17 protein-coding genes are annotated in these 19,456 nt (G+C 64.4%); 14 read left to right on the forward strand and 3 right to left on the reverse strand.

Annotation, left to right across the window (positions count from 1 at the left end; translation table 11 throughout):
- Nucleotides 1-56 precede the first annotated feature (56 nt).
- The 7 genes from BM013_RS19130 (at nt 57) to BM013_RS19160 (ending at nt 7,193) form a co-directional block, all read left to right on the forward strand.
- Nucleotides 57-1,613 carry a long-chain-fatty-acid--CoA ligase gene (locus tag BM013_RS19130; protein ID WP_093129228.1) on the forward strand — a complete coding sequence of 519 codons (1,557 nt, stop codon included), beginning with the start codon at nt 57-59 and terminating at the stop codon, nt 1,611-1,613.
- A gap of 121 nt (nt 1,614-1,734) precedes the next feature.
- The gene (locus tag BM013_RS19135; RefSeq protein WP_093129229.1) at nt 1,735-2,886 is read left to right on the forward strand and encodes an acyl-CoA dehydrogenase family protein; all 1,152 of its coding nucleotides are present in this window, start codon (nt 1,735-1,737) and stop codon (nt 2,884-2,886) included.
- A gap of 25 nt (nt 2,887-2,911) precedes the next feature.
- Nucleotides 2,912-3,532 (forward strand): histidine phosphatase family protein, encoded by a 621-nt coding sequence (locus BM013_RS19140; RefSeq protein ID WP_093129230.1) that lies wholly within the window; start codon nt 2,912-2,914, stop codon nt 3,530-3,532.
- 6 nt (nt 3,533-3,538) lie between these two features.
- Nucleotides 3,539-4,573, forward strand: coding sequence for a phosphotransferase family protein (locus BM013_RS19145; protein WP_093129231.1), 1,035 nt, complete (start codon nt 3,539-3,541; stop codon nt 4,571-4,573).
- Nucleotides 4,570-5,064 (forward strand): hypothetical protein, encoded by a 495-nt coding sequence (locus BM013_RS19150; protein ID WP_093129232.1) that lies wholly within the window; start codon nt 4,570-4,572, stop codon nt 5,062-5,064. Before BM013_RS19145 ends, BM013_RS19150 begins: the two co-directional genes overlap by 4 nt.
- Before the next feature lie 82 nt (nt 5,065-5,146).
- Nucleotides 5,147-6,364, forward strand: coding sequence for an ABC transporter substrate-binding protein (locus tag BM013_RS19155; RefSeq protein ID WP_093129233.1), 1,218 nt, complete (start codon nt 5,147-5,149; stop codon nt 6,362-6,364).
- Between the two features lie 43 nt (nt 6,365-6,407).
- Nucleotides 6,408-7,193 carry an enoyl-CoA hydratase gene (locus BM013_RS19160; protein WP_093129234.1) on the forward strand — a complete coding sequence of 262 codons (786 nt, stop codon included), beginning with the start codon at nt 6,408-6,410 and terminating at the stop codon, nt 7,191-7,193.
- 46 nt (nt 7,194-7,239) lie between these two features.
- Here BM013_RS19160 and BM013_RS19165 read toward each other — a convergent pair whose 3' ends face one another.
- Nucleotides 7,240-8,355 (reverse strand): Rv3169 family protein, encoded by a 1,116-nt coding sequence (locus tag BM013_RS19165; protein WP_093129235.1) that lies wholly within the window; start codon nt 8,353-8,355, stop codon nt 7,240-7,242.
- Between the two features lie 174 nt (nt 8,356-8,529).
- On the opposite strand from BM013_RS19165, the gene BM013_RS19170 reads away from it, so the two are divergent.
- From BM013_RS19170 to BM013_RS19185, 4 genes are all read left to right on the forward strand, one after another.
- A complete protein-coding gene (locus BM013_RS19170; protein ID WP_093129236.1) occupies nt 8,530-9,321 on the forward strand; it encodes an enoyl-CoA hydratase/isomerase family protein in 792 nt (263 codons plus the stop codon).
- A gap of 3 nt (nt 9,322-9,324) precedes the next feature.
- Entirely contained in the window at nt 9,325-10,242 is a 918-nt protein-coding gene (locus tag BM013_RS19175; RefSeq protein ID WP_093129237.1) for an acyl-CoA thioesterase, read from the forward strand.
- Between the two features lie 383 nt (nt 10,243-10,625).
- Entirely contained in the window at nt 10,626-12,266 is a 1,641-nt protein-coding gene (locus BM013_RS19180) for an ATP-dependent nuclease (protein ID WP_093129238.1), read from the forward strand.
- On the forward strand, nt 12,263-13,402 hold the full coding sequence (locus BM013_RS19185) for a UvrD-helicase domain-containing protein (RefSeq protein ID WP_093129239.1): 1,140 nt from the start codon (nt 12,263-12,265) through the stop codon (nt 13,400-13,402). Before BM013_RS19180 ends, BM013_RS19185 begins: the two co-directional genes overlap by 4 nt.
- Before the next feature lie 183 nt (nt 13,403-13,585).
- Here the strand turns inward: BM013_RS19185 and BM013_RS19190 are convergent, their stop codons facing one another.
- Together BM013_RS19190 and BM013_RS19195 are read right to left on the reverse strand one after the other, a co-directional pair.
- Nucleotides 13,586-13,855, reverse strand: a complete 270-nt coding sequence (locus BM013_RS19190; RefSeq protein ID WP_093129240.1) for a hypothetical protein — start codon at nt 13,853-13,855, stop codon at nt 13,586-13,588.
- Between the two features lie 426 nt (nt 13,856-14,281).
- Nucleotides 14,282-15,313: a Bug family tripartite tricarboxylate transporter substrate binding protein gene (locus BM013_RS19195; protein WP_093129241.1), complete on the reverse strand. Its 1,032-nt coding sequence runs from the start codon at nt 15,311-15,313 to the stop codon at nt 14,282-14,284.
- Between the two features lie 88 nt (nt 15,314-15,401).
- Here BM013_RS19195 and BM013_RS19200 point away from each other — a divergent pair, with 88 nt between their 5' ends.
- The 3 genes from BM013_RS19200 (at nt 15,402) to BM013_RS19210 (ending at nt 19,423) form a co-directional block, all read left to right on the forward strand.
- A complete protein-coding gene (locus BM013_RS19200) occupies nt 15,402-15,905 on the forward strand; it encodes a MarR family winged helix-turn-helix transcriptional regulator (RefSeq protein WP_093129242.1) in 504 nt (167 codons plus the stop codon).
- Nucleotides 15,906-16,187: 282 nt separating this feature from the next.
- A complete protein-coding gene (locus tag BM013_RS19205; protein WP_093129243.1) occupies nt 16,188-17,858 on the forward strand; it encodes a GMC family oxidoreductase in 1,671 nt (556 codons plus the stop codon).
- Nucleotides 17,859-17,935: 77 nt separating this feature from the next.
- Entirely contained in the window at nt 17,936-19,423 is a 1,488-nt protein-coding gene (locus BM013_RS19210; protein WP_093129244.1) for an aldehyde dehydrogenase family protein, read from the forward strand.
- Nucleotides 19,424-19,456 lie beyond the last annotated feature (33 nt).

The following is a 19,456-nucleotide window of genomic DNA, read 5'->3' on the forward strand; positions in this document are numbered from 1 at the left end:
GGTAGCGTAACGTATGCAGGCATATCTGATGCGATCCAACCCACCGAGGAACGACCATGCAGGGTACCCAACTGCTCAAGCGGGCAGTGCAATGCAGCGCATCGCGCATCGCCACCATCAGCGGAGACCGCCAGCGAACCTGGCGGGAGGTCGGCGAGCGCGTGCCGCGCATGGCCGCCGCGCTGCGCTCGCTCGGCGTGCAGGACGGTGCCTTCGTCGCCATCCTGGCGATGAACTGCGACCGCTACCTTGAACTTTTCTTTGCCGTGCCCTGGGCCGGCGGCGCACTGGCGCCGCTCAACGTCCGCTGGTCGGCCGTGGAGAACGTCTACGCGCTGACAGATTCGAATGCCGAGGTGCTGTTCGTGGACGACAGCTTCCTGGAGCAGGTCGACTTTCTGCGCGCCGAGCGCCCCGGCATCCGCCACTTCATCTACCTGGGCGACGGCCCCACGCCCGCCGGCATGCTGTCGTACGAAGACCTGGTGGCCCAGCACGCGCCCATGCCCGATGCCGACCGCAAGGAAGACGACCTCTACGTCATCTTCTACACCGGCGGCACCACCGCCCACCCCAAGGGCGTGGCCATGTCGCACCGCGGCGTGTACCTGGCCACCTGCTGCTACCTGGCGCTGCTGCCCAGCGTGGAAGACCTCACCTTCCTCTACGTGGCCGGCTACTTTCACTTTGCCGGTGCCAGCGCGCTCTGGTACATCACCATGGCCGCGGGCACGCACGCCATTCTTCCGAAGTTCGAGGCGCTGCCCGTCATGAAGGCCATTGGCCAGCACCGCGTGACCAACGCCGTGCTGGTGCCCACCATGGTCAACATGCTGCTGAGCCACCCGGACTTCAAGCAGTACGACCTCAGCAGCCTGAAGACCTGCATCTACGGCGGCTCGCCCATGCCCGAAGGGCTCATGCTGCGCGCCATGGAGATGGTGCCGACCTGGGGCTTCTATCAGATCTACGGCATGACCGAGACCGGCGGCTTTGCCACCATGCTGCGCTGGCGCGACCACATCGTGTCGGGTGAAAAGGCCTCGCGCCTGCGCTCGGCAGGGCAGGCCGGCTTCGGCAACGAGGTGCGCGTGGTGCGCATCGAAGGCGACGACGCCGACGTGGGCGAAATCGGCGAGATCATCGTGCGCAGCGACTTCCTCATGACGGGCTACCTCAACAACCCCGAGGCCACCGCCGCCTGCCTGCGCGACGGCTGGATGCACACCGGCGACGCCGGCTACCTCGACGCCGACGGCTTCCTGTACGTGGCCGACCGCGTGAAAGACATGATCGTGAGCGGCGGGGAGAACGTGTACTCCATCGAGCCCGAGCGCGCGCTCTTCCTGCACAAGGCCGTGCGCGAGGCCGCCGTCATCGGCATTCCCAGCGAGCAGTGGGGCGAGGCCGTGCACGCCGTGGTGGTGCTGAAGGACGGCGCCAGCGCCACGGCGGAAGAACTCATTGCGCATTGCCGCACGCTCATCGGCGGCTACAAGTGCCCGCGCAGCATCGAGTTCCGTGCCGATCCGCTGCCCGTCACGCCCGTGGGCAAGGTGCGCAAGAACGTGCTGCGCGACCCTTATTGGGCCGGCCACGAACGCAAGATCTGAGAACGCCCGGAACAGCATCTGTGAAAGCCGTTCACGCCGCAAACCGTACGGCAGCGAACAACAATCGATGCGCCCGGCCCAGCTTGCCGCGCGCAGCCCTCAACCTCAACGAGACAACCCGATGGTATTGAACGACGACCAGAGAGCGCTGCAGGAATCCGCGCGCCGCTTCGCCCGCGAGCGCCTGCTGCCCGACTACCAGAAGCGCGAGAAGATCGGCGTGCTCGACCGCGGCCTGCTCGCCGAAATGGGCAGCCTCGGCCTCATCGGCGTCGACCTGCCCGAGCGCCTGGGCGGCCTGGGTGCCGACGCCGTCACCACCGGCATCATTGCGGAAGAGCTGGCCTACGGCGACTTCAACATCAGCGCAGTGCCGGTGGGCGTGTCGCTCAACGCCGCCATTCTCATTCGCCATGCGCAGCCCGACGTGGTCGAGGAATGGGTGCCGCGCATGATCCGCGGCGAGGCCGTGGTCGCCATCTGCCTGACCGAGCCGCGCGGCGGCTCCGACGCCAGCAACCTGCAGATGAAGGCACGCCGCGACGGCGACCACTACATCATCAACGGCGAGAAAACCTCCATCACCTTCGCCGACCGTGCCGATGCGTACCTCATCTTCGCGCGCACCGGCCGGCCTGAAGACGGCGCCAAGGGCGTGTCTGCCTTCTTCATTCCCGCGAGCACGCCCGGCATCCAGCGCACGCACTTCGACGACGTGGGCAGCGCCATCATCGGGCGCGGCTCCGTGTTCTTCGACGACGTGAAGGTGCCCGCCAGCCACCGCCTGGGCGACGAGGGCAAGGGCTTCACGCAGGTGATGCAGGGCTTCGACTACAGCCGCGCGCTCATCGCGCTGCAGTGCTGCGGCGCGGCGCAGGCCTCGCTCGACGAGGCATGGGCCTACGCCAAGGAACGCGAGGCCTTCGGCCGGCCCATCGGCCAGTTCCAGGGCGTGACCTTTCCGCTGGCCGAAGGCGAGTCGCACATTGCCGCGGTGCGCCAGCTGTCTTTCCACGCGCTGGCGCTGCGCGACGCGGGCCAGCCGCACACCAGCGAGGCCGCCATGGTGAAGTGGATGGGCCCCAAGACCGCGTTCGACGTGATCCACCAGTGCCTGCTGACCTTCGGGCACTACGGCTGGTCCAAGGACCTGCCGCACCAGCAGCGCATGCGCGACGTGATGGGCCTGGAAATTGGCGACGGCACGGCCGGCATCATGAAGCTGGTGATTGCGCGGCAACGCATCGGCCGCGCGGCGGTGCAGTACCTCTGACACGGCGCCACAGGCACACCCCGCCATGAAGATCGTGCTCGTGCGCCACGGACGCCCCGACGAAGACGACAGCGAACGCCCGCACGACCCGCCGCTGCGCGCCGACGGCCACGCACAGGCCGAGGCCGTGGCGGCGCGGCTGGCGCAGGAAGGCATCACGCGCATCGTCAGCAGCCCGATGGCGCGCGCCGCGCAGACCGCGCAGCCGCTGGCCCGCTTGCTGGGCCTGCCGGTGGAAACCATCGACGGCTGGGCCGAGGCCGACCGCCACGTGGCGCGCTACCGCTCCACCGAAACCTTGCGCGCCCTCGGCGAAGGCGAATGGCGACGCTTCATGGCCGACCCCATCGCGTACTTCGGCGGCGACAGCGCGAGCTTTCGCAGCGCGGTGCTGGGCGCGCTGGCAAGCACGGTCGAAGCCGGCCCTGCCAACTCCAGCAATGCCCACGTGGCCGTGTTCACCCACGGCCTGCCCATCAACGTGGTGCTGTCGCACGCGCTGGGCCTGGAGCGCATCGTTCATTTCGCGCCGGGCTATGCGTCGATGACGCGGCTGCGCATGCTGCACACCGCCGCCGAGCCGCATGCCATTGGCGTGGCCAGCGTGAACGAGCGCGGCCACCTGCCTCCCACACCCATTCACTGAGCCTGCATGACCACGCTGATAGACGACACGACCCTGGCGCCCAAGATCGCCGACTACCTGGCCACGCAGCTCGGCCACGCCGTGACCGTGGGCGCCGTGCGGCGCTTTCCGGTCGGCTTCTCGTGGCTGACCTACGCGGTGCCCGTGACCGGCATCGACGGTGACGGCGCCACGCGCGAACTCATCCTGCGCCTGGGCCCCGACTACGGCCTGTTCGCCCCCTACAGCGCCGGCCCGCAGGTGCTCTCCATGCAGTCGCTCGAAGGCAGCGCCGTGCCCGTGCCGCGCGCCTTCTGGAGCAGCGACGACCCCTCGATACTCGGCGCGCCCTTCATGTTCTGCGAGAAGGTCTCGGGCGACGCGGTGGTGCCCTGGGTCTCGGCCAACGAGCCGGGTCTGGAAGAGGGTTACCGCAAGCAGCTGGCCGAGCAGTTCATCGACGCGCTGGCCGCGCTGCACTGCGTGCCGTGGCAAACCAAGCCCGTGGCCGCCATGGCGCACGGCATCACCGCCGGGAACGCGGCGCTGCTCAACGTCGAGCACTGGGAGTCGCAGATCGCGCGCTGGGCCATGCGCCCTTACCCGCAGGCCGAATGGGGCCTGCGCTGGCTCAAGGCCCATTGCCCGGTGGCGCCGCGCGTGGCCATCGTGCATGGCGACTACCGCACCGGCAACTTCCTGGAGCAGAACGGGCGCATCACCGCCATCCTCGACTGGGAGCTGGTGCACCTGGGCGACCCGCACGAAGACCTGGGCTGGGCCAGCCTGCCCATGTACATGGGCGGCAGCAAGCTCATCTGCCGGCTGGCCGAGCCCGACTGGTTCTACGCCCGCTATGCCGAGAAGGCCGGCTTCGAGGTGTCGATGCGCTCGGTGCGCTACTACCAGGCGCTGTCGCTGCTCAAGCTCGCGGCCACCCACATGGCGGCCGCGCGCTGCTTCGAGGAAGGGCGCTTCAACGACATGCGCATGCCGGCCATGGGCAGCCAGATTGCCACCTGCCTGCGCCAGATGGAAAAAACGATCGAGGCCGCACCATGAACAACTCCTTTGCCCGCCTGATCGACGGCATGAACGCCACCCTGCGCAGCGAGGTGCTCAGCCGCCTCGACGACGAGTTTGCGCGCGGCCAGGTGTTCGGCGTCATCAACCTGCTGAACACCTTCAAGGTGCGCGCCGACTGGTCCGCCGGCTTCCTGCTGGAGCAACTGGCCGTGCAGCGCACCGCGCTGGACGGCGTGGCCGCGCTCATGCAGGGCCGGCCCGAGGCGGCCTCGCTGCCCGCGCTGCCCACGGGCGCCATGCCGGCCGCGGTGCCCATTGCCGAACTGCTCGCGCAGCGCGACAGCGCCAACCGCGCCATTGGCGACCTGCTCGGCTGGCTCGACGCGCAACGCGCGCAACTGCCGGCGCAGGTTGCCGCCGACATCGAACAGCTGCTGCGCACCGCCATGCGCAGCGAGCTGGCCATTGAACTCAAGAACTCGCCGCGCCCGCTGTTCGCGGAAATGTCCAGCGGTTCCGAAGACTGATTTCGCACGCCGCGCACCTACCACCTATTCACCACCGAGCCGGCCGTCCAGTGCCGGCGTGGCCCCATCAGGAGACAACCCCATGATTCGCTGCTCAAGAAGACTCGTCTCGCAGGTGGCCGCCGCCGCCGCGCTGGCGCTGGCATTGCCGCTCGCTGCCCAGGCCCAGGCCCAGGCCACCGGCCCCATCAAGATCGGCGTGCTCACCATCGACGCCGGCCCCTTCGCCACCTACGCCAGCCTGGTCGAAGACTCCTCGCGCGCCGCGGTGGAAATACTCAACGCCGAGGGCGGCGCGCTGGGCCGCAAGTTCGAGGTGGTGGTGCAGTCGCATGCCGGCACGCCCTCGAGCGCCATTGCCGCCGTCAACCGGCTGGTGCAGCAGGGCGGCGTGAGCTTTGTGACGGGGCAGACGCCCACCTCGCACTCGCTCGCCATCTCGCCCAAGCTGGCTGCGCTCAACGCGCTGATGATCGACGTGTACTCGCAGGGCGACGACCTCATGACCAAGGCCTGCCAGCCCAACTTCTTCCGCGTGACCACGCCCGACAGCGTGTACGCCGCCATGCTGCGCGAGTTCGTCAAGAAGTCCGGCGCCAAGACCTGGAACATGATCTCGCCCGACTACGCCGTGGGCCACACCTTTGCCGCCAAGTTCACCGACATCGTGAAAGAGCAGGGCGGCACCGTGCAGATGAGCCTCTTTGCCGCGCAGGGCACCAACGACTTCGGCAGCTACATCACGCAACTGTCGAAGCCGGCCGACGCGCTCATGGTCACGCTCTACATGTCCGACGGCAACTCCTTCGCCAAGCAGCAGAAGCAGTTCGGCCTGTTCAGCAAATACAAGACCGTGCTGGGCAACGGCTTTGCCACCGAGTTCCAGCTGGCCGCGCAGGGCGACTCCGTGCTGGGCGTGCTCAACGGCCTGAGCTACCACAACACCATGCCGGGCGAGCGCAACGCCGCCTTCGTCAAGTCTTACGAGGCGCACTTCAAGCGCAAGCCCATCTACACCGACGCCGACATGATGGTCGCCATGGAAGTGCTGCGCGCCGCCATCGTCAAGGCCAAGTCGACCGACGTGGCAGCGGTGCGCACCGCGCTGGCCGGCCTGAAGACGCCCACCATCTTCGGCGACGTGGAAATGCGCGCCGCCGACCACACGCTGATTCGCCAACTGGGCGTGGCCGAGGTCGTGCGCACGCCAGACGGCAAGGCCACCACCTTTGCCATGCGATCGGTCGAGCCCGGCACGGCCCTCTTTCCGCCGCCGAGCCCGGAGTGCAAGATGCAATGACCGCCCCGTGCCAACGCCCGCGCGAACACTCACGCCAACACCCATGACCGCTCGCTACCGCACCCTCCAAGTCCACCGCCACGCAGACGGCTTTGCCACCCTGGTGCTCAACCGCCCGGAGCAGCGCAACACCCTCTCCAACGAACTGCGCGGCGAAATGGTCGCGGCCATTGCGGCGCTGGAGGCCGACCACGGCGTGCGCGTGCTCATCCTCACCGGTGCGGGCCGGGCCTTCAGCGCAGGCATGGACCTGGACGAATGGCGCACCTCCGACAAGCTCGCGGCCGGCGCGTACGAAAACGATCCCGTGCAGGCGCTGGGCAGCTTCTCGGGCCCGGTCATCGGCGCCATCAACGGCATGGCCGTGACCGGCGGCGTGGAAATGGCGCTCGCCTGCGACCTGCTGGTGGCTTCCACCGAGGCGAAGTTTGCCGACACGCACGCCCACGTGGGCCTGCTGCCCGGCTGGGGCGGCTCCGTGCGCATGGCGCGGCGCATTGGCCTGGCGCGCGCCAAAGAGCTGGCGCTCACCGGCCGCTTTCTGGGCGCGGAAGAGGCGCTGGCCTGGGGCTTCGTCAACCACGTCGTGCCGCCGGACCAACTGATGGCCAAGGCCGAATCCATCGCACGGCAGATGGCCGCTGCCGTGCCTGAAACGCTGGTCGCCTACAAGCGCGTGCTCGACGAAGGCGCCGCCTTGCCCTTTGCAGAAGCGCTGGCCTATGAGCGCCAGGCCTCGCTGGAGAACAACGCGCGCGTCAGCGGCGAGACCATCGACGCGCATGTGGCGGCGATGGTGGCGCGGCGCAAGAAAGAAGCGCCGCGCTGAAAGGGCTCCAGCAGCCCATTTCTCAGGCTCTCAGGTTCTCAAGTTCTCAGATCGGCGGATGCTGCTGCACCGCCTCGTACGCCGCAAAGCCCTTGCCCACGCCGTACTCGATGATCCCGTAGCCCACCTCGTCCCCGTCGCGCACCTCGATCACCTGGTCGGCCAGCGTGCGCACGCGCTGGCGCGTGGCCGGGTCTTGCAGGTTCCACACCTCGTGCTCGAAGTACAGCTTGCCGCGGTCGTCGCCATGGAACCAGCCGTCGAGCCCGCCATACAACCCGCCCTTCAGGAAGTACCTGGTCGGCAGCACGCGCACCTGCACCGGCCGCTCGCTGCCGTCCGCAAACTTCAGGTGCAGCGCCATCGACGCCATCGACTGGCCGTGCGGGTCGTCGTGCCATTGCGCGTTGTGCGTCACGTCCACCAGCTGGTTGCGCCCCGATGCCTTGGTGCCAGCCGCGAACACCTCTTCGCCCGACAGATAGATCTTCTCGCCCGGCGCACGCTCCTTGAAGAAGATGTGCAGCCCCCGGTTCGCGAACTGCGCCGTGGTCCAGCAGTAGAAAAAGGGCGGGTAGAAAGTGAGCGGCGGCGTGGTTTCGTCGGTGCGCATTTCGGCGCGCACGCCCCACGAATGGTCGCGCTGGCCCATCCAGCTCGCGCTGTCGATGTCGATGCGCCGCCCGTCGAATTCGAGCCAGCCGCTGTAGCGCCCCAGCTGCTGCCCGCGCGCCATGTTCTCCGTCACGCGGCCGTCGCGGCGGCGCAGGTGCGCCTTTTCTTCGTGCGCGTTCATGCTCGCGATGAACTCGATGTCGAAGCGAATGCCCGAGTCGTTGTCGCCCAGCACCAGCCGGTGGCGGCGCAGGCCTTCGAGCACCTGAATCGACAGCGGCCCCACCGTGGTCGTCAGCGGGTCGGGCCGCAGCCGGCGCGAGGCCCTGAAGTTCCATTGCCTGCCCGGCACCGCCACGCCCGCAAAGGCGTCCATCACGTTGCGGTTGGGGTGGTAGCCCAGGCCAATGTCGAAGATCACGTCGCCGTTTGGCGTGGGGTGGCCGGTGTACCAGAGCCGCTCCATCCAGGCCGGATCGCTGTTGTCGATCTGGTCGAACGTGGTGGGAAGCTGGTGGCCGATGAGGTCGTCTTGAGGGGTCAGCATGGGTGTGCGCGAGGGCCTGGGAAGGGTGGTCGATTCTAATACGGTAGCGTATCATCTGCTACAGAACAGTAGCCGGGTTTGCCCGCACGCCGTGCCCTCTGAAGCGCTTGAAACCGTGTCGTAGGCACAGCGCATGTTGCATTCATTCCCCCCAAGAAAAGGAGACAACTTCCCATGACATCGACCGACTCTCTCCGCGTCGAATGGCAAGACGGACTGGCCATTCTTTCCCTTGCGCAACCCGCGCGCGGCAACCCCTTCGACGGCACCTTCGCGCGCGACTTTCTGCAGGTGGCCTCCGGCCTGCTCAACGCGCCGCAACTGCGCGCCGTGCTGCTGCGCGCGGAGGGCGCCAACTTCAGCTTTGGCGGCGACCTGAAAGTGTTCTACCCCGCGCGCGACCACCTTGCGCCGCTGGTGCGCGAATGGACGGCCGACCTGCACATGGGCCTGCAGCGCTTCTGGCGCATGCCCGTGCCCGTGGTCACCGCCGTGCAGGGCTTTGCCATGGGCGGCGGCGTGGCGCTGCTGGCCGGTTGCGACGTGGTGGTGGCGGGCGCGTCCACGCGCATCGGCTCCGCCTTTGCGCAACTGGGTTTCAGCTGCGACTCCGGCTCCACCGTCACGCTCACCTCGCGCATGGGCATGGCGCGTGCGCGCCGCTTCGTGCTGCTGGCCGAAGTGCTGGGCAGCGAAGAGGCGCAGCGCGCCGGCCTGGTCGACCTCATCGTGCCCGACGACCAACTGCAAGACGAGGCCCTGACGCTCGCTCGCCGCCTGGCCGCCGGCCCCACCGTGGCCTTCGGCGAAACCAAGCGCCTCTTCATGAAAGCCGGCGCCGCGCAGCTGGAGGCCCAGCTCGAAGACGAGGCGCTCACGCTCGCGCGCGTGTCCGCCACGCAAGACGCGCAAGAGGGCATCGCCGCCATGGTGGAGAAGCGCAAGCCCGCCTTCCAGGGGCGCTGAGCGATGGCGACGACCAACACCGTGCTGCCGTGGGACTCGCGCGACCTGGAGGCGCTGCTGCGCCTGGAGCCCGTGGGCCCTTCCACCTTTCGCACCCGTTACGCCAGCCCCAACTCACGCGGCACCGTGTACGGCGGGCAGTTGCTGGCCAATGCCGTCATGGCCGCGTCGCTCACCGTGCCCGCCGGGCGCGACATCACCGCGCTGCAGTTCATGTTTCTGCAAAGCGCGGACCCCGCGCGCGTCATCGACCTGGAGGTCAGCGTGCTGCAAGACGGCAAGCGCTTTGCGTCGCGCCACGTGCGCGGCACGCAGCCGGCCACGCACGACGCATCGCGCCGCGTGGTGCTCGACGCGCAAGCCACCTTTGCCACGCCGCTGCCCGGCCCCGAGCACGCCATGCCGGCACCCGCGCTGGCGAAGGGCGTCGACCCCTTTACCTTGCCGCGCATGGAAGACATGCCCGCGGACGTGGCCAGTGCCGTGTGGCGCACGCTGGGTTACCAGATGGATTCGACGCTGCTCGACCTGCGCGTGGGCGATGCCGCAAAGAGCCTGGGGCTGGCGTCGCAGAGCGCGGAGCTGAACTTCTGGCTGCGCACGCGCGAGCCGCTGCCCGACGACCCCATGCTGCACGCCGCCGCCTTCGCGTACCTGTCGGACTGGTGGCTCAACTTTGCGGCGGTGGGCATCCACGTGCCCCAACTGGACCGCGATGGAGAGCGGCTGCACGTGGCCAGCCTGAACCACGCGATCTGGTTTCACCGGCCGCTGCGCGCGGACCGGTGGCTTTGCTTCGATGTGCAGAGCCCTTGTGCGGCGCGGGGGAGGGGGCTGTCGGTGGCGAAGGTTTATGACGGGGAGGGGGGGCTGGTGGCCAGTGCGACTCAGGAGTGTTTGAGTACGCCTGGCGCTATCTGATAGTCACCGACCTGGCAATCCGGTTTAGTTGTCTATGGACGACTGGAGTGCCTAGCCGTGAGTCGATCTAGACACGAGCAAGAAATTTGCGTGGCAGCCGCAAGGGCTCGTTTGGGCGGGGGGAGAAGTGCAACGGATTTCCGCCCGGCATCTCCTTGCGCTCGGCAACAAGGTCAGGATCGTTATGCCGTTCCACTCTAAGCCTCTGTCTATATCGACTGAGTTTGCTCTATAGCTGCCCCTGTTACTTGCAGTCGGGAGGCCCTAAAGAAGAGTTTGGTGCGCGATTCAAAACGCCACCCGCATCGTTCAAATATCGCGTGACGCCATTTCAAGAGTTACAGTGTTGAAATAACTTTCAACACAAGGACCGAGGGGCATATATGCGGATCAGCAAAGTCAAAATTACCAACTTCAAATGCTACGCGGGAACGTTTGTTGCGTTTCTTAATCCCGGTGTAAATATTATTGTGGGCGGTAATGAGGCCGGAAAGTCAACAATATTGGAGGCAATTCAGCTTGCAATGACTGGATTGATTGGCGGTAGAAATATCAGAAACGAGTTATCTAGTTACTTGTTCAATGCTGGTGTCGAACAAGCATACCTCGCCAGTTTAGGTACCCCAACTCCCGCAGCTCCCCCTGAAATCTGCATTGAAATATTCTTTTCCGGAGATGGCCCTGCGTTGGCGGAGTTGGAAGGCGATGGAAATTCAGAAAAAGTGGCAGCGTCGGGAATTTCATTCAGAATTCATTTCGATGAAGAGAATTATGGGGATGCCTACGCTGAAATGATTGGCGCAGGAGGACTAAGTTCAATTCCTGTCGAATACTACGTGAGCAAAATGACTTCGTTCGCAAGAAAAGGAATAACAGCGCGAAACGTTCCAATCAAATCAGCGTTAATTGATTCATCTAGTTCTCGTTATCAGAACGGCTCTGATGCTTACATTTCAAGAATTATTAAAGATAGCCTGGAAGAAAATGAGCGAGCATCTATTTCACAGGCTCATCGAAAGCTGAGAGAAGCTTTCATGTCTGATGCTCATTTAAAAGTAATCAATGAAAAAATTACTACTTCTGCCAAGATAAGTAATAAGGCGGTCAGCATTTCCGTTGATCTATCTTCTCAAAATGCTTGGGAGAGTAGTCTTATGACTTATATCGACAATATTCCGTTCCACTACATTGGAAAGGGCGAGCAGTGCATCATAAAAACCAAATTGGCTCTAAGTACCAAAAAAAACAAAGAAGCAACCCTGTTATTAATCGAAGAGCCCGAAAACCATCTTTCGCATACCCGGCTAAATCAACTTATTAGCGACCTTAGTACGGACAACGGGCAGAAGCAAGTAGTTATATCAACTCATAGTAGCTTCGTTGCCAACAAGCTGGGGTTGGAAAACTTATTATTGCTCCGTAATGCGAAAATGGCTCGCGTAAATGAGTTAAAGGCAAGTGAATTTTTTAAGAAGCTTGCAGGCTATGACACGCTGCGGCTGGTATTGGCGAAAAAGGCAATACTGGTGGAAGGTGACTCTGACGAACTTGTGGTTCAGCGTGCATATATGGACAGCAATGCGGGCCGCTTACCGATTGAAGACGAAATCGATGTCATATCTGTAGGGACATCCTTCCTTCGCTTTCTTGAGCTTGCTTCGGCGCTAAACATACCTGTTGCGGTTGTCACTGACAACGACGGAAATCCAGCTGCACTCTCTAAAAAGTATGCGGAATTTGCGGCTAGTGCGAATATCAAAATTTGCTATGACAAGACAGTGGATAGTGGGAATCTAGTTGTCGGCGATAAAAAGACGGCGTTCAACTACAACACCCTCGAGCCAAAGCTCTTAAAGGAAAACGGGCGGAACGCACTCGCGACCGTCATCGGAACCACTCCTAAAACCGATGATGAAATGCATATACACATGCGCGCCAACAAAACGGAAGTGGCGCTGGCTATTTTTAGCTCCAACAAGAAAATAAGCTATCCCGAATACATCAAAGAAGCAATTGCTGTATGAATTCTGAAAATGATGTTGTCATTGCTGTTGCTGGATCGGGGAAAACTACTTATTTGGTCAATGAGGCGCTTAGAGTCAAAGATAAAAATGTATTGATCGTCACGTACACCGAATCAAACGAAGCGGAAATTCGAAAGAAAATATTTGATATCAATGGATTTATTCCGGCCAATGTGGTGGTGCAGACTTGGTTTTCGTTCTTGATTGGCCATGGGGTCAAGCCCTTTCAAGGAGGCTTGTTTGATTTTCAAGTCAAAGGTATGCAGCTTGTGTCGAGTCAATCGGGGCTGCGATTTGTTAATAGCAATGGGCAAAATGTTTATTGGGGAGAGACTGATTTTCGGAGGCACTATTTTGATCGTGCTGACCGTGTTTATTCGGATAAGCTTTCAAAGTTGGTGGTGCGTTGCAATGAAAGATCTGACGGTAATGTAATTGATAGGATGAGCCGGATTTTCGGGTATATTTTTATCGACGAAGTTCAGGATCTCGCGGGATATGACCTCAAAATACTGATTGATTTGTTTAAGAGTTTTTCTCGAATTCTGCTCGTTGGTGATCCTCGTCAAGTTACCTATTTAACGCATCATGAGGCGAAGTTTAAGAAATATTCGAACGGTGGAATTGTTAAATTTTTGAAAGAAAACGTTCCTAAGAAGGTAAAATATAGCGTTGATGAAAATAGTCTGAATGCATCGCATAGAAATAGCGAAGAAATTTGTAATTTGTCTTCCAAGCTATTTCCAGATATGACGCCGAGTGCTGCATGCATATGCGAAGCGTGCAGAGAAAAAAGTTTGCCTGCAACAGGTCTTTTTATTGTGCGTCCGAAAGACATTCGACGGTATTCAGAACTCTATCAGCCTGTACAACTTCGAGATAGCATAAAAACAAAGGGAGTCGTTGACGGTTTTAAGGTGATGAATTTCGGTGCATCAAAAGGTCTTGGCTTTGATCGTGTGCTAATTCATCCAACAAAGGACATGCTTGGCTGGATTCTTGATTCCAATGTGGCTTTAAAGCCGTTGACCAAAGCGAAGCTTTATGTGGCGATAACGCGAGCTAAACATAGCATTGCGATTGTTGCGGATTTAAAAAACGAACAATTGCCGGCAGATTTTTCGCTTTTTACCTAAATATAGAAAACAGTCGGTAGCAACTGTATCTAGAACTGCGCAGGATCATTTGACTGAATGCAAGTTTGCGCAGATTGGCCAAAGCTAAAGAGTGTTTCGAGTCGGCGGGGCATTTAATCGGGGTCTTGAGTGTGGGCGTCGTGAAGAGCGGGCTACGAAACTCGCAGCCCGCCAGACCGGCCCCTACCCGCCAGTCTCAGACGCGCCCTTGCGCGCCTTCTCACTCTCCTGAAACAACTCCCCAGCCTTGCGCGCCAACTCCGCCGCAAGCCAAAGCAGGTTGTCCAGCTGTCGAGGCCCGTCCCCGCTGCACCAGTCGATGTCTTCCCCGTGGCAGACCCACAGGAGGGCTTCGAGTTGGGAGAGGGTGTTTTCGAGACGATCCGCCGGGTCTTGGGCGTTGTCTTCGGAAGCTCCGGGCGTGGGATGCCGGGCTATAGTCTTGCTAGCCATTTTTGTGCGTTCCTTTAGAGGTTGGTGCACGTCTTTGGTTAGACGGTCGGGGTGTTAGTAGCACCCTGGCCGTCGCCTTTTGATACCTCGCATCTGCATCGTTGCTTTCGCACCGACAACCTGCCGCGAGGCAAGCAGCCTTCAAGAATGTTTCGCCGTGGTGTGTGACGCCTTCCTTGTCCCCTTGGTGGGGAGTTGAGTGACAGGGGCATTCACTTTAGAGAAGAGCACGTGCGCAGTGCCCGCTTCGTGCATGACGAAGTCTCGATTCGCGCCAACAAATACAGCTTCGGCTGCGCGGCGTTGGCTGGCGCCAGGTGCGCCGTCTTTCAGCGCCAGCATTCGTGATGCGCAAGGCCGCATGGCCTTGCGTCACGCATGTTCAACGGGCCGCAACACTTGTTGCGCCGCGGCCCCCGCCAGGCCTCAGTCGTTGGCCTGGAAGTTCACGGCCTTCATGATCCCCGCCCACCGCGCGGAGTCTTCGCGCATGGTCTTCACCAGCGCGTCGGCGCCGTCGCCCACGGGGTACATGCCGTTCTGCACCAGCTGCTGTCGCACCTCGCGCGTGTTCACCGCGCGCATGAACTCGGCGCGCAGCTGGTCGACCACCGCCTTGGGCGTTTTCAGCGGCGCGTAGTAGGCGAACCAGGCGGTCGCCACCACGTTGTTCTGGCCGCCTTCGACAAAGGTGGGCACGTTGGGCATCAGCGGGGAGCGCTTGTCGCCGCTGGTGGCCAGCACCTTGACGCGGCCGCTGGGCAGCATCTGCAGCGCGCCGCCCACGGTGTCGAAGTAGGCCGGCACGGTGCCGCCCATCACGTCCTGGCGCGCGGGCGTGGAGCCGCGGTAGGGCACGTGCACCATCTGCAGCCCGGCCGACCGGTTGAGCATTTCGCCCAGAAAGTGCGACGGCGTGCCGGCACCGTAAGACGCAAAGCTCACGCCGCCCGGCTGCTTGCGGGCCCACGCGATGAACTCGGCCAGGTTGTTGGCGGGCACGTCCTTGTGCACGACCAGCGCCAGCTCGAAGCGCGCGGCGTTGACGATCGGCTGAAAGTCCTTGATGGGGTCGTAAGACAGGTTCTTGTAGGCGCTGGGGAACATGGTCATCATGCCGGCCGTGCCCAGCAGCAGGGTGCGGCCGTCAGGCGCGGCGGTCTTCACGGCCTCCACCGCGATGCGGCCCGCGGCGCCGGAGCGGTTGTCGACCACGAGCGGGCCGAGCGACTCGCGCACCTCCTGCGCAATGGCGCGCGTGAGCACGTCTTGGGTGCCCCCGGCGGGCACGCCAATCAGCACGCGAATGGGCGTGCCGGGTGCAAGCGCGGGGGCAGCCGCGGCTTGAGTTTGGGCCAGCGCGAGCGGCGCGTACGCCGCCAGGGGTACGCATGCCGCGCTGCCCAGCACGGCCAGCACATGGCGCCGCCGCAGGTGCGGCGGGTCTGCTTTCATCATTTGTCTTGTCTCCGTTGGTGAGGGCTCGCAGCCACTGTAGAGCGCTGACAATTGATTCATCTAATCAACCATTCCCCGGGCTAACCCTATGAAAGCGCCGCTGCGTCCGCTCGACGACCTGCTGCTGTACCGCACCAGCCGGCTGCTCTCGGTGGCGGGCGGCATGGTCATCCGGCTGTGCGAAGGGCGCTTCGGCATCACGCGGCGCGAGTGGCGGCTGCTTGCCACGCTGGCCAGCCAGGGTGCGCTGGGATCGTCGCAGCTGGCGGAGCACGCGCAGCTCGACCGGGCGCGCACGTCCAAGGCGGTGAGCTCGCTGGTGAAGAAGGGCATGGTCTCGCGCGACAGGCCCGCGGGTGACAAGCGCCATGTGCGCCTGTGCCTCACCGCGGAGGGCGCGGCGCTCTATGCGCAGCTGTACCCGCTGGTCGCGGCCATCAATGCCGAACTGCTGGGCGCGCTGAGCGCCGGCGAGGTGGCGCTGCTCGACGGCATGCTGCAGCGCCTGCATGCGCGCGGCGAGGCGATGGTGGCGGCGGCCGACCTGCCCAAGGCCGACCGGCGGCGGCGCGATGCGCCTGCTGCGCGCTGACACGCACCGGCGCGCACTGGTGCGCGTCGGTGCGCGTCGGTGCGCGTCGGTGCACGCCGAGCTTCATTGAGTAGTGCCGGCCTGCATCGACCTGCGCTGGCGGGCATCGACGGGCGCACCTGCGCCGGGCCGTCATCGTTCGCATGCGTACCATCTGTGCCACCTCTTCACAGATGATGTGCGCCCCCGCACCTTGTCCCTGCATGCCCGCCAAGGGATGCTCGTCTTCCAGACAAGAAAGGAGCGGTTGACCCGGCGCTCCGACAAAAGGAGACAAGCAGCATGCATCGCTCCCCGGATGTATTCGACTACGTGGTCATCGGCGCCGGCTCGGCCGGCTGCGTCATCGCCAACCGCCTGTCGGCCGACCCGGCGGTGCGCGTGGCGCTCATCGAGGCCGGGCCGTCGGACCGGCAGTTTCCGGTCAACGTGAAAACCTCGCTGCCGGTCGGCAACATCTTCTTGCTGCCGCACGCGCGCTACAACTGGCAGCACGGCTTTCAGGGCGGCGCGGCGGTCAACGACCGCACCATTCCGTGCCCGCGCGGCAAGCTGTTCGGCGGCTGCAGTTCGGTGAACGGCTCGGTGTACATCCGCGGCCACCGGCTGGACTACGACGAGTGGGCCGCGCTGGGCAACCCCGGCTGGGCTTACGACGACGTGCTGCCGGTGTTCCGCCAGCATGAGAACCACCACGGCGGCGCCACGCCGCTGCACGGCGCGGGCGGCGCGTTCGACGTGAGCCGGCCGACCTCGCCCAACGTGCTGTCGCAGGCCTTCGTCGACTCGGCCGTGCAGGCCGGCCACCGCCGCAGCGACGACTTCAACGGGCCCGAGCAGGACGGCATGGGCCTGTACGACCTGAACCAGCGCCACGGCGTGCGGCTGAGCAACTCGCGCGCGTTCCTGCACCCGGTGCTGGGCCGGCCGAACCTCACGGTGTTCGCGGACACGCTGGTCGAAAAGATCGAGCTGAAGGGCCGGCGCGCGGTGGGCGTGCGCATCGTTCAGAAGGGCAAGGACGACGAGCCGGGTGAGCACGGCCGGCGGCGCCTGCTGAGCGCGTCGAAGGAGGTGGTGCTGTCGGGCGGCGCGGTCAACTCGCCGCAGCTGCTGATGCTCTCGGGCATCGGGCCCGGCGCGCACCTGCGGCGCTGGGGCATTCCGGTGCTGGCCGACCTGCCGGGCGTGGGGCAGAACCTGCAGGACCACCCGACGGTGTTCGTGTCGCACGGCAACCCGAGCGGGGAGTCTTACGCGCTGTCGGCCAGGTCGTGGCCGCGCATGCTGGCCAGCCCGTTTCGCTACCTGTTCAACCGCAAGGGCATGCTGTCGTCGAACGCGGCGGAGGCGGGCGGCTTTTTCAGGAGCCTGCCGGGGCTGGACCGGCCCGATGTGCAGATGACCTTTCTGGTCGGCCTGAAGGGCAGCGCGCGGGTCATTCCGCGCGACCACGGTTTCATGGTGCTGGTGCAGTTGCTGCGCCCCGCCGCGCGCGGCCACCTGGAGCTGGCCTCGGCCGACCCGGCGGCCAAGCCGGTGATGCACCCGAACTTTCTGGAAGACCCGGCCGACCTGGCAACGCTGGTGCGCGGCGTGCGCGAGGCGCGCCGCATCTTCGCGGGCGCGGCGCTGGCGCCGTTCTCGGGCGCAGAGATCGCGCCCGGCCCGCAGGTGCAGACCGACGCACAGCTCGAAGCCGCCTTGCGCGCGCAGGTCAACACGGCCTACCACCCGGTGGGCACCTGCAAGATGGGCCCGGCCACTGACCCGCTGGCGGTGGTCGATGCGCGGCTGCGCGTGCACGGCATCGCAGGCCTGCGCGTGGCCGACGCGTCGGTCATGCCCAACATCGTCGGCGGCAACACCAGCGCACCGGCCACCATGATCGGCGAGCGCGCGGCGGCCTTCATGCAGGAAGAGGCACGCAGCGCGGCGCGGCTGTCGGCCTGACGCACATGCCGTTCACGAGACAGCCATTCACGAACACCGCCATTCACGAACACCACGACCCCTCAAGGACACCCCCCATGGCACAGCTCACTTCCTTGCCCACGCCCGCCTTTCTCGACGGCCGCGTCAAGCGCCTGTTCATCGACGGCAAGCATGCCGACGCGCTCTCCGGGCGCACCTTCAACACCATCAACCCGAGCACGGGCCGGGTGCTGGCCGAAGTGGCCGAGGCCGACGAGCGCGACGTGGCGCTGGCCGTGGCGGCGGCGCGTCGCGCCTTCGTGGGGCCGTGGAGCAAGTTCAAGCCCTTCGACCGCCAGCAGGTCATGCTGCGCATCGCCGACCTGGTGGAGGCCAACTACGACGAGCTGGCCATGCTCGACACGCTCGACATGGGCGGCCCTATTGCGCGCACCACGCTCGGCCGGCGCCGCGCGGTGGCGCTGCTGCGCTACTACGCGGGGCTGGCCACGTCCACGCACGGCGAGACCATCGAGAACTCCGCGGCCGGCGAGGTGTTCAGCTACACGCTGAAAGAGCCGGTGGGCGTGGTGGCGGCCATCAACCCGTGGAACGGCCCCATCGGCCTGGCCATCTGGAAGCTGTGCCCCGTGCTGGCATCGGGCTGCACGCTGGTGCTGAAGCCGGCCGAGCAGGCACCGCTGTCGCCGCTGCGCCTGGCCGAGCTGTGCGCGGAGGCCGGGCTGCCGCCGGGCGTGTTCAACGTGGTCACGGGCCTGGGCGCCGCGGGCGCGGCGCTGGCCGAACACCCGGGCGTGGACAAGGTGGCGTTCACGGGCTCCACGGAGGTGGGGCAGAAGATCATTCGCGCATCGGCAAGCAACATCAAGCGGGTGTCGCTGGAGCTGGGCGGCAAGTCGCCCAACATCGTGTTTGCCGATGCGGACCTCGACGCGGCCGTGCCCGGCGCGGCCATGGCGGTGTTCGGCAATTCGGGGCAGATCTGCAGCGCGGGCACGCGGCTGTTCGTGGAGCGCAAGGTGTACGACGAGTTCGTGCACAAGGTGGCCGACTTCGCGCGCTCGCTGCGCGTGGGCAACCCGCTGGACACTGAAACGCAAATTGGCCCGCTGGTGTCGCAGCAGCAGCTCGACCGCGTGAGCGGCTACCTGGCCGCGGGCAAGCAGGAGGGCGCCAAGACGCTGGCCGGCGGCATGCGGCTGGAGCGCGATGGCCTGTCGGACGGCTACTTCGTCGCGCCCACGGTGTTCGTCAACGTGAGCGACAACATGAAGATCGCGCGCGAGGAAATCTTCGGCCCGGTGATCTCGGCGCTGCCCTTCGACGACATCGACGACATGCTGCGCCGCGCCAACGACACCGACTACGGCCTGGCCAGCGGCGTGTGGACGCGCGACGTGGGCAAGGTGCACCGCGTGGCCAAGGGCCTGCGCGCGGGCTCGGTGTGGGTCAACTGCTACCAGGTGATGGACCCGGCCGTGCCCTTCGGCGGCTACAAGATGAGCGGGTACGGCCGCGAGTCGGGCGCGGAACACATGGCGGAGTACCAGCAGACGAAGGCCGTGTGGGTGAAGACCGACTGACGCGCACGGGGTGCGGGGCGGGTTATTCTCCCG

Origin of the sequence: Variovorax sp. OK605 (assembly GCF_900115445.1) — a bacterium.
Classification (GTDB): Bacteria; Pseudomonadota; Gammaproteobacteria; order Burkholderiales; family Burkholderiaceae_C; genus Variovorax.